We start from the raw sequence: 10,765 nt of genomic DNA, 5'->3' as shown, positions 1-10,765 counted from the left end.
TGCGGCATGAAAAAACTCGTGATCTATCTGGCCTGCCTGGCGATTTGCGCCATCTGGCTTGGATTCGAATTTTCCTTGAACGACGCCGCGGATTTCATCCTGCTGGGGGTCGCGGCCGTTCTTTTATCCGGCGTGCTGTTCTTTCTGCTGCTGGCCGGTTTCGGCCTCTATCGCACCTTTCGCTACTGGAAGGGCGCGGAGGTCCGTGAGAACGGCCTGCTCAATCACGATGGGCTGCAATCCGAATTGATCCCTTGGGACCAAATCGAATCCTTGTCCATCAAAGCGATCGACACCGGGCCTCGTTTCCGCCGCTTCGGCGTCGTTTATTCGAAATCCAAGGCGCCCGCCTTGCACATCCATCTGGCGGATCGGAAAAAGCCCTTACACATCCATTTCAGCGACATGCCCGGCAAGATCGCCGAGTTGCAGGCGCAACTGCGCGCCAAAAGCCCGCGGTACCGGCAACCCGAGATCGACTGGGTCGAACGCTGGAACGCGCGGGATCCGCTCGTGCAACTGAAAAAAATGGCGGCCGAACGAAAACGGCGGGCGGCCGAGCCGGCGATCGCGCCGGAAATCCAGGAGCAGCTCGACGCCCTGCGCGCCGCGGGTCGGAGCGACGAAGAAGTCTTCGCCGAATACCTCCGGTTGAGCAACGTAAAAAAATAGCGAGGCGAACTCGCGCCCGCCTCGCCGTTGTTGATTCTCGCCTAGGCGTAAATCACGTGGAATCGTTCGAGATAGCCCGCCAGCGCTTTCATCTTTTCCTTGTAGTTTTTCGGGTTGAAGAACCAGGAGACGGCGGCGACGCTGGTCAGCAGGCTGTTGCCGTCCTGCGGGGTGAAGCAGGCGCCGTAGATTTCGTGGCCGTCCGGCGACACCTCGAGCGAATCGGCGATGAGCACCGCCTGGTTGAAGATCCGGCCGTGGAACCCGTGGTCGCGGCCCTTGGAAAACACCAGGTTCATGTCGCGCAAATAGCTGAGCGACAACAGTTGATCGGCCCTGATCGCGTCGACCACGTCGGACAATTTGACGTGCTTCTTCACCTTCACCCGAAACCGGTTGAGGTGCATGAGCTGGTTGTTGAGCTTCAGCGCCGTCGAATGGATCCGGCCTTGCAGCTCGACTTCCATGGTTCGCATCACCCGCGCCGCGTCGAAAGCCTGGTGGCTGCCATAGCCCGGGTACTTGTCGTTTTTCACCTTATCGACGGAAGGCGACGCGATCGCCGAGCCCGATTGGCTGATGTCGTTCATCCGGCGCATCAGCACGAAATCGCTGTCGAGGATTTCCTCGCCGACCGTGCGCGCCAACCGCAACACCGCCAGGATATTGTGCGTGTTGCAGGACACGACTTGCAGGTATTTGTCCTTGCCCGGGACGAGCGTGGCGTCGTTCACGCCGAAGGCGAAGGGATGGCCAAAGCCCTCCTCGCTGCCCTGCGCGAGAAAACCGATCGGGTAATTGGTGCGCGAGTAATGCTCTTCCTTCAGGCGGTTGCCGCGGTTGGTGCAATCGGCCACGACGGCCACGCGCTTCAACGCGTCCTCGATCGTGCCGTCGATCGTCAGGCCCGCCTGCGCGAAAATGTGCTCGAAGTGCATTTCGGTATCTTTCCAGATCACGAACTTGCCGCCGGCTTCTTTGAGGAGTTTGACCGTGCCTAGGTCGGTGGGGTTGAACTTGGCGAAATACACGTTGCCGATGCCCAGTTGCTCGCGGTGCGCCAGCAGCAGGCGCGTCAGCGGCTCGCCGATGGTGCCGACCCCGACGACCAGCACGTCGCGTTGAATGCGTTCGTATTCGCCGTTTCCGCCTAGTCCCGCCGCCTTCGTCTCAGCTTGTTTCTTTTTGGGAGACATATCGACACTCCTCCACCTAACCAATGAATATTAAGTTGGTTTTCGGTTGCAACCGGACAAGCCCACGAAAACAATATACCGGATTCACTCTAGAAAGTTAACCCACGTCGGCGTTTTGGCAAGATGCGGCGGCCGGTCTTTTTTCAGCACCCGCAGCCGGAATCGTTGTCATCATCGTCATCGTCGTCATCATCAACAGTGGCGGTGTCGTTATCGTCGTTGTCGTCATTATCATCATTATCGTCATTGTCATCATTATCATCGTTATCGTCATTGTCGTCATCATCGTCGTCGGCGGTAGTGTCGTCGTCGGCGGTGTCGTCGTCGGTTTCCAGCAAACCCGCGAGGATGTCCACGTCGTTGGTGATGATGCCGTCCGGACCCTTGGCCATATTGGCCTGCATCGCCAGCGCGCCGTCGACCGTCCAGACGTTGATGAACAAGCCCTGCTCGTGCGCGTAATCGACGTGCGTTTTGAAGGTGAGCGTGGCCTGGGGGTGGATGCCGTCGAGCCCGGCCGTCACGGCAGCGTCGATCTGGGCCTGCAGGTTCAGTTCGCTGGTCAGGAAGGCGACCGGCAGATCGCCGGCGGCCTTCGCCGCCTCGCAAACCGCCAGCGAAAAACTTGAAATCAACACGCGATTCGTCGCCCCGGCCGCCTCGACGACCTCATGCACCCGCGCGGCGATGTGTTCGGCCGTGTACGCCCCGCCGACGTCGTCGGATTTGATTTCCACGTTCACCGGGAGGGCGACGGCCGCGAAGACCTCGGCGAGCGTCGGGAGGGTCACGCCCGTTCCTTCCAGCGATGTGCCTTCCGCCGCGTCGCAGACGACGATTTCCGAAAGATTCTTCTCGACCACCCGCCCGGTGCAATCGGTGGTGCGGTCCAGCGTGGCGTCGTGAATCACCACCAGTTCGTCGTCGGCGGTCAGCAGGACATCCAGTTCGATCATGTCCGCGCCGTCCGCCACCGCTTGCAAGAAACTCGGAATCGTATTTTCCGGCAAGGGGTTGTCGGCCTGATTGGTCCCCGAACCGCGGTGGCCGATATTCTGAATCTGGACGCCCAGCAGCGAAACGGCCGCGAGCAGGAGAAGAAAAATCGCCGACATTTCAAAACGTTGCATCTGCCGCAGATCCTTTCTTCACGGTTTGTGAGCAAACCGTTTGTTTTTCGTCAGATTAGACAGGCCCGCGTGGCAAAACAAGGGGCGCTCGCTTTGCCGCCCGGGCGTTTCGTGGTATAAGACACCCCCATTTACTCGGGATGCCGGCATTGCGGCGGCGACGGCGTCCGGTCGGAGGTGGTCATGACCGCGCGGATCATCAGCGGTAAGGAAATTTCGGCGGCCATTCGGTCGGAATTGAAGGAAGAGACCGCCCGCTTGAAGGTCGAGCACGGCATCGCGCCGTGCCTGGCGACGGTTCTGGTGGGCGACGATCCGGGTTCGGTGTCCTACGTCACCGGCAAAATCCGGGCCTGCGAGGAACTCGGCTATCAGTCGGTTCATCACCACCTGCCCGCCGCCGTCACCGAGGCCGAATTGCTGAACCTGGTCCGCGCGCTCAACGCCGACGAAAGTGTCGACGGCGTGCTGGTCCAGGTGCCGCTGCCCAGGCATATCGACGAGCACAAGGTGCTGCTGGCCATCGACCCGGACAAGGACGTCGACGGCTTCCACCCGGTGAACGTCGGCCGCCTGTTGATCGGCAACATCATCTATCCGCCCTGCACGCCAGCCGGCATCCGCGAAATGATCGTCCGCGCCGGCACGCCGATCGAGGGCGCGGAAGTGGTCGTCGTCGGCCGGTCGAACATCGTCGGCAAACCGATCGCGATGCTGCTGGTGCAAAAAGGCGTTCACGCCAACGCCACGGTGACGATCTGCCACACCAAAACGCGCGACCTGGCGGCGCACACCCGCCGGGCCGATATCCTGATCGTGGCCGCGGGCCGGCCCAAGGCGATCACCGCCGACATGATCCGCCCCGGCGCGACGGTCATCGACGTGGGCGTGAACCGCATCGGCACCACGCCTTCGGGCAAGGCCAGGCTGATCGGCGACGTCGACTTCGAGGCAGCGCGCGAGGTCGCCGGCGTCATCACCCCCGTGCCCGGCGGCGTCGGCCCGATGACCATCACCATGCTGATGAAAAACACGCTGACCGCCGCGCGGCGGCGGTTGAACCAGAGGTAAGCCGCTCGTGACCAAACCCGATCTCGTCGATGTCGCCAGCCGGCGCGACGAACGCAACATTCCGATCGACAAGGTCGGGGTGAAAGACCTGCGCTATCCGATCCGGCTGCTCGACCGCGCCAAGGGCGAACAGCACACCGTCGGCACGTTCAACATGTACGTGAATCTGCCGCAGGAATTCAAAGGCACGCACATGAGCCGTTTCGTCGAGGCGCTCAACGAGTGCGGCGGCGAAATCTCGGTGGACGGGCTGCGCGATATCCTGCAAGGCATCCGGCAGCGGCTGCACGCCGAGTCGGCCCATCTGGAGGTCGAGTTCCCCTATTTCGTCGAAAAGGAAGCGCCGGTTTCGCGGGCGCGCGGGTTGATGGAATACGGCTGCCGGTTCGTCGGTTCGATCACCAACGGCGACTACGACGTGCAGATCTTCGTGCGGGTGCCGGTCTCCACCCTTTGCCCCTGCTCGAAGGAAATCTCCGATTCCGGCGCGCACAACCAGCGCGGCATCATCACCATCGGCTTCCGCTTCGAGCGCATGGTCTGGATCGAGGAAATCATCGCCTTGGCCGAAGAATCGTCGTCCAGCGCCGTTTATTCGATGCTCAAGCGCGAAGACGAGAAATACGTGACCGAGCTGGCCTACGCCAACCCGGTTTTCGTCGAGGACGTGGTGCGCAACGTCGCCCAGCGCCTCGACGCCCATCGCAACATCACCTGGTACAGCGTGGAAGTGGAAAACTTCGAGTCGATCCACAATCACAACGCGTATGCATCGCTGATCAAGAAAAAATAATTAACCATTCAGTCGGCTGGGGTGACAAAAGGATACACCTCGGGTGTTGAATGGAATGGTTCATTGCGGCGATAGTCGGGATCCATGGCGCGGCGCAACGGCAACCGCCGCGATATTCGGAGTGCAACGATGACCAACAACACCGTGCGAATCGGCCTCGGCCTGGCGCTGCTCGGCTTGCTCATTCCGTTCCTCGCCGGCGCGGCAGCCGCTGAGGAGCCGGCCCTGGGATCCCTGACCGGGATCATCATGGTCAAGGGAACCCGCCTGCCCAAACCGCAACTCGCCGTTCAATTAAAAGATTGGAACGACGAGAACCGCACGTGGGGAACCGTGACCGATGACCAAGGAGCGTTCACCTTCGAAAACCTGTCGCCCGGTGATTACGTGCTGACCGTCACCGACGACCTGAGCGAACCGTTCGAGGCGACCGTGACCGTGCGCGCGGGTAAACCGACCCGCAAGAACTGTTACCTGCAATCGCTGCCGGGTTACGAGGCGGATGAGGTGACCGTCATCGGAAAGCGCGAACCCGAGGTCGTTTCGCGGCAGGAATTGAAAAAAGAAGAACTGACCGGCGTCCCGGGCGCCAACAACGATCCCATTCGCGTGCTCGAAAGCCTGCCGGGCGTCGCGGCTACCAGTGTCATGGGTTTCGGCAACGACGGCCTCGTGATTCGCGGTACCGGCCCCGAGGACAGCGGTTACAAACTCAACGGGCTGGAAATTCCGCAACTGTTCCACTTCGGCGGCATGAACTCCATCGTCAACGCCGAACTGCTGCAGGATATCGTTTACTATCCCGGCGCTTACAGCGTGAAATACGGCAACGCCCTGGGCGGCATCGTGGAACTGACCAACCGGGAACCGCGGACCGATCGCCTGGGCGGGCTGGTCGATCTGAACACGTACGCCACCTTCATGATTTTCGAGGGGCCGCTGGGCAAGAACGCCTCCGGCGCGGTCGGCGTCCGGCGCAGCTTCATCGATTTCATCCTTCCCGTGGTGATTCCCAAGGATCAGGCGCAATTCACCTTGGCGCCGCGGTTTTACGATTACCAGGCGATCGTCAATTATCATCTGGGCAACGACCACCTGCTGCAACTATTCGCCTTCGGTTCGGATGACGGGATGTCGATCATCGACGAAAGTGACGAGCGCAAGGATCCGTTCAGTTCCGACACCTTCAACATCCGAGTCTCCTGGCACCAGCCGGGCTTGGCCTGGACCTGGACGCCTAACGAGCGGGTGAGCAACAGCTTGCACGTAAACTACCTCTACTCGGACGAGGAATACGAATTCGGCGACAATTTCACGCTGAAAGGAAAAACCAGCGATATTCAATTCCGCGATGATTTTTCCGTCCGCTTGGCCAAATGGAACGAATTACGCCTCGGCATCGACGGCGATTACGGTTTCGGCAGCATCGAAGCGAACGTACCCCACGCGCCCCGGGAGGGGGAACCGGGTTTCGATGACGCCTCGGAGGAGACTTATCACATCGACGTGACCGGCGACGTTTTTCAGCCGTCGTTCTACGTGGAAGACGTGATGAATCCCGCTTCTTGGTTGAATATCGTTCCCGGCGCCCGCGTCAATTATCAAGCTTATCTCGGTAAAACCTCCTACGATCCGCGCCTCTCGGCCAAGGTCTTCCCCTGGAGAGGCCTGACCCTGAAAGCGGCGACCGGGCTTTATCACCAGTGGCCGTCGCTGGACGAGTACCTGAAGGGTTACGGCAACGAGAATCTCGATACGGAAACCGCCGAGCTTTACGCGGGCGGCGCCGAATACGATTTCGGCGAAGGCTGGACGGTCGACCTGCAGGGCTATTACAAGCGCCTGTACGGCATGGTCGTGTCGGGCCGCGACGACGAGCCCGTTTACACCAACGACGGCCAGGGCAAGATCCACGGGGTCGAATTGCTGGCGCGCAAGCGGCTGACGGATCGCTTCATGGGCTGGGTGTCGTATACCTATACGGTTTCGCGACGCAAGGACAACGCCGACGCCGATTGGCGCTATTTCGATCAGGATCAAACCCACAATTTCGTCGTGCTGGCCAGTTACATTCTGGGCGCGCAAAAAGACTGGCGGCTGGGCGCGAAGTTCCAGTTCACCAGCGGCCTGCCGTATACCGATATTCGGAGCGCGCTCTACAACGCGGACACCGATTCGTATATCCCGGTCTACGACGAGCAAATCAACGGCGAGCGGGAAAAGCCTTACCACAAGCTGGATATCCGCATCGACAAGATCTGGACGTTCAATTCCTGGCAACTCACCACCTATCTCGACGTGCAAAACGTCTATTGGAACAAATACCCGGTCGGCTACGAGTACAACTACGACTACACCGAGAAAAAAGCGATTTCCTTCCCGGCGTTCATGCCGACCGTCGGCCTTCAAGGCCGGTTCTAGCCGGGTGTTGAAAAACACCCGGCGTGCGATCCAGGGATGGATCGCCATTTTCGGCAACTTCCGAAGTTGCCGAAAATGAAGCGAAAGAAAAACCACACTTTTTGTTGAGCGCGGTTGAAAAAGGCCAGGACGGCCTTTTTCAACCGCCTGCGAGGGAGACGTGAAATGAAAAAATTCCTCCTGCCCGCGGTTTGGTGTTTCCTGGCCGGAATGCTTTTCCCGTCGCTTGGCTGCGACATGGCCGATTTCGAGTCCGCCGCCTACCTCGATTCGCAACGCTTCCTGGCCATTCAGGCCGATCCGCTGGAGGCGGCGCCCGGCGAGCAAATCACCTTCACCGCCCTGGCCGTGCGCGAGGACGGCCTGGCCTACGATGGGCCGATGGCCTGGACGATCGTCGGCGGCAACGCGACTCAAACGGAGGACAGCAACGCTTTCGATCCCGCGACCGCCGCCGTCACTTCACCCGGGCAGCCGTTCGTCTGGACGGTGCTCGACCGCGACCAACTGGAGGAGCGGTTCGGCCCCTTCCAGGAAAACGGCCTGCTGCTGACGGTCGTCGCCGCGATTTTCAAAAACGGCGACATGAATCAGGAAGCCCGCCTGGCCTACAAAATGTTCGTCGTTTCCGAGCGCGAACCCGACCGGCGGCTCACAAATCCCGTGCTGACCGAGATCGTCGTTTCCCAGGGCGGCAAGGAAATTTCGCCGAACACCCAGGGCGAATACACGGTCACCGACGGAAAAGTCGAACTCCGCGCCTTCACCGATCAGCCGGACGAGGACGATCTGACGTTCTACTGGTTTTCGATCGACAAGGATTTCGAGCCCGATTACTCCGACTCCCAAACCCTCAAGACCAATGGCCACGAATCGTTGCCGCTCTATTGCGTGCTGCGGCAGGAACTGTTTTTCGAAACCGACACCGGCGGCCGGGTCCGCCTGACCGGCACCGACTGGCGATCCATGCAAATCCGCACGCAATAAACACCGTAAAGCCAGTCCGCCAAGCGGCCCGCCCGGTCTATTCCGGCGGGCCGTTTTTCCATTTACAATCGGTCCGCCGATTCTTTTCGCGCGGCGGTGACGGAAACAATCGGTTACGGTGTTAGATCAAGCGAAGGACGGAGTCAGGTACGTGGGAATCGACATCGAAGAACTTTACCGGAGATACGGCCCCATGGTGCTGCGCCGATGTCGAAAATTGCTGCGCGACGAGGAACTGGCGCGGGACGCGATGCAGGACACCTTCGTCCGCCTGTTGCGTCACCGGGACGACTTGAACGACCTGGCGCCCTCCAGCCTGCTGTATACCACCGCCACCCGCGTCTGCCTGAACAAGATCCGCGCGGCCGGCCGCCGGCCGGAAGAAACGATCGACGACCAATTGCTGTGGCGCATCGCCCAAACGGCCGAGGCCGAATCCTCCCTCCAGGCCCGCAACGTCCTGGGCAAATTGTTCGGCCGCGAAAAAGCCACCACGCAAACCATCGCCGTGCTGCATCTGCTGGACGGACTGACCCTGGAAGAAGTGGCGGCCCAGGTCGGGCTCTCCGTGTCCGGCGTGCGCAAACGGCTGCGGACGCTGCGCGGCCGGCTGGTGGAACTCGAGGGGGTTGCGTGATGAGCGAAAAGCGCAAAATCCCCGATCTGCTGCTCGAACAGGCCGCCTTGTCCGAGTTGCCGACGCGCCAGGCCGAGGAGATCCGCGCCCGGATCGCCGCCGATGCCGACGCCCAGGCGCGGCTGGCCGCCCTGCCGGCGTCCGACCGGGAAATCCTCGAACAGTACCCGCCGCGGTTGCTCGCCGCCGCCATTCGGCGTCAGGCCGCCGCGTCGCGGTCGCCCCGTCGCGCCATGGCGCGATTCCTCTCGCCGGCCATGGCCGCGCTGAGCGCCGTCGCGCTGCTGGTGGTCGGCGGTTTCCTTCTCTGGCCCTTCTTGCACGGCGCTCTGCCAGACTCCAATGAAATCGCCGGCGGCATGGAACGGGTCAAGGGTGACAGCCGGCTGTTCGTTCACTTGAAAACCGATGACGAAGTGCGCGAGCTGCGCGACGGCGACGTGGTCCGGGCCGGCGACCTGTTGCAAATCAGCTATCTGGCCGGCGACGCCGCTTACGGCGCGATCGTCTCGGTGGACGGCGGCGGCAACGTGACGCTTCATTTCCCGGCCGATCCGTCCGCCTCGACCCGGTTGGATGACGGCGGCGTTCATTCCCTGCCGTTCGCCTACGAATTGGACCGGGCGCCGCTGTTCGAGCGCTTCTTTTTCATCACCGCCAAAACGGAAATCGACGTGCCGCGGCTGCTGGACGTGCTGCGTGCGGCCTCCCGCGATCCGAAAGCGGGACTTTCCCTGGCCCCGGGTCTGACGGTGACCGGGCTGACCCTTCGCAAGCCGACGAGGAACCCTTGAAATGAATTGTTCCATTGCCTGGCGGCAAAAAATATGCGCGGCCGGTCTGGCGTTGCTGATCTTTTTCGCGGCGTGGCCGGCGGTTCGCGCCGCCGTCGCCGCCGAGCCGGCGGCCGGCGATCAGGCCTTCCGGCGCTTTATTTTCGTCGTGGGCGCCAATAACGGCGGCAAGAATCGCATCCGGCTCAAGTTCGCGACGAGCGACGCCGGCGCGGTATCGAAACTCATGCAGGAACTGGGCGGCGTCGCGCCGGCCGACGCCTACGTCCTGACCGATCCGAGCCGCAACGGCCTGGAGACCGGGTTCCGCCAATTGCAAAGCATCCTGCGCGAGGCCAAACGGTCCGGCCAGCGGATCGAAGTGATCGTCTATTATTCCGGCCACTCCGACGAGCGCGGACTGTTGCTCAACGGCGAGCACTTCTCCTACAGCGAGATGCGCCAGGCGATCGACGGGCTTTCGGCCGACGTGCGCGTCGCCATTCTCGATTCCTGCGCTTCCGGCGCGCTGACCCGCGAAAAGGGCGGTACGCGGCGTTCGGCGTTTCTGGTCGACTCGTCGACCGCCGTGCGCGGCCACGCTTTTCTGACTTCCTCGTCGGCCGACGAAGCGGCGCAGGAGTCGGATCGCGTCGGCGGTTCCTTCTTCACGCACTACCTGATTTCCGGCCTGCGCGGCGCGGCCGACGACAACCGCGACGGGCGGGTGAGCATCAACGAGGCCTACCACTACGCCTTCCACGAAACGCTGGCCCGCACCGAATCGACCCGCGCCGGTCCGCAGCACCCGAGTTACGATTTTCAATTGGCCGGCGCCGGCGACCTGGTGCTGACCGATCTGAACGAAATCTCCGCCCTGCTGGAACTGCCCGCCGAAATGAACGGGCGCTTCTTCATCCGCGATTCCCAGGGCCGCCTGGTCGCCGAGGTGAACAAACGGCCGGGCCAGCCGATGAGCATCGGCCTGGAACCGGGCGAATACCGCGTCACCGCGCAGCAAAAAGCGAGTTGGCTCAGCGGTGCGGTCCGGTTGGAAAAGGGAAAGAAAACCGTGCTGGCGCTCG

General features: G+C 61.6%; 10 protein-coding genes. 8 read left to right on the top strand and 2 right to left on the bottom strand.

Going from position 1 to position 10,765, the window contains the following annotated elements:
• The first annotated feature begins 6 nt into the window (after positions 1–6).
• The gene (locus tag GX444_04545; protein ID NLH47856.1) at positions 7–672 is read left to right on the top strand and encodes a hypothetical protein; all 666 of its coding nucleotides are present in this window, start codon (positions 7–9) and stop codon (positions 670–672) included.
• Positions 673–713: 41 nt separating this feature from the next.
• On the opposite strand, the gene GX444_04540 is transcribed toward GX444_04545, so the two are convergent.
• A complete protein-coding gene (locus GX444_04540; protein ID NLH47855.1) occupies positions 714–1,868 on the bottom strand; it encodes a hypothetical protein in 1,155 nt (384 codons plus the stop codon).
• Between the two features lie 143 nt (positions 1,869–2,011).
• Complete coding sequence (locus tag GX444_04535) at positions 2,012–2,998, bottom strand: hypothetical protein (protein ID NLH47854.1); 987 nt, start codon at positions 2,996–2,998, stop codon at positions 2,012–2,014.
• Positions 2,999–3,181: 183 nt separating this feature from the next.
• Between GX444_04535 and folD the strand changes: the two genes are divergently transcribed.
• The 7 genes from folD to GX444_04500 all read left to right on the top strand — a co-directional run.
• The gene (folD, locus tag GX444_04530) at positions 3,182–4,069 is read left to right on the top strand and encodes a bifunctional methylenetetrahydrofolate dehydrogenase/methenyltetrahydrofolate cyclohydrolase FolD (protein NLH47853.1); all 888 of its coding nucleotides are present in this window, start codon (positions 3,182–3,184) and stop codon (positions 4,067–4,069) included.
• A 7-nt stretch (positions 4,070–4,076) separates the two neighbouring features.
• Entirely contained in the window at positions 4,077–4,862 is a 786-nt protein-coding gene (locus tag GX444_04525) for a GTP cyclohydrolase I FolE2 (GenBank protein ID NLH47852.1), read from the top strand.
• A gap of 129 nt (positions 4,863–4,991) precedes the next feature.
• On the top strand, positions 4,992–7,283 hold the full coding sequence (locus GX444_04520; GenBank protein NLH47851.1) for a TonB-dependent receptor: 2,292 nt from the start codon (positions 4,992–4,994) through the stop codon (positions 7,281–7,283).
• Positions 7,284–7,448: 165 nt separating this feature from the next.
• A complete protein-coding gene (locus GX444_04515; protein NLH47850.1) occupies positions 7,449–8,270 on the top strand; it encodes a hypothetical protein in 822 nt (273 codons plus the stop codon).
• A gap of 151 nt (positions 8,271–8,421) precedes the next feature.
• Positions 8,422–8,907 carry a sigma-70 family RNA polymerase sigma factor gene (locus GX444_04510; GenBank protein ID NLH47849.1) on the top strand — a complete coding sequence of 162 codons (486 nt, stop codon included), beginning with the start codon at positions 8,422–8,424 and terminating at the stop codon, positions 8,905–8,907.
• Complete coding sequence (locus GX444_04505; protein ID NLH47848.1) at positions 8,907–9,701, top strand: DUF4384 domain-containing protein; 795 nt, start codon at positions 8,907–8,909, stop codon at positions 9,699–9,701. The genes GX444_04510 and GX444_04505 overlap by 1 nt, the downstream gene beginning before the upstream one ends.
• 1 nt (position 9,702) lies before the next feature.
• Positions 9,703–10,765, top strand: a 1,063-nt coding sequence (locus tag GX444_04500) for a caspase family protein (GenBank protein ID NLH47847.1), incomplete at its 3' end; no start/stop codon positions are given.

It is taken from the genome of Myxococcales bacterium (assembly GCA_012517325.1).
Classification (GTDB): domain Bacteria; phylum Lernaellota; class Lernaellaia; order Lernaellales; family Lernaellaceae; genus JAAYVF01.
Note: the sequence above shows the minus strand (reverse complement) of the source record. Positions and strands in the feature narration are given on the sequence as shown.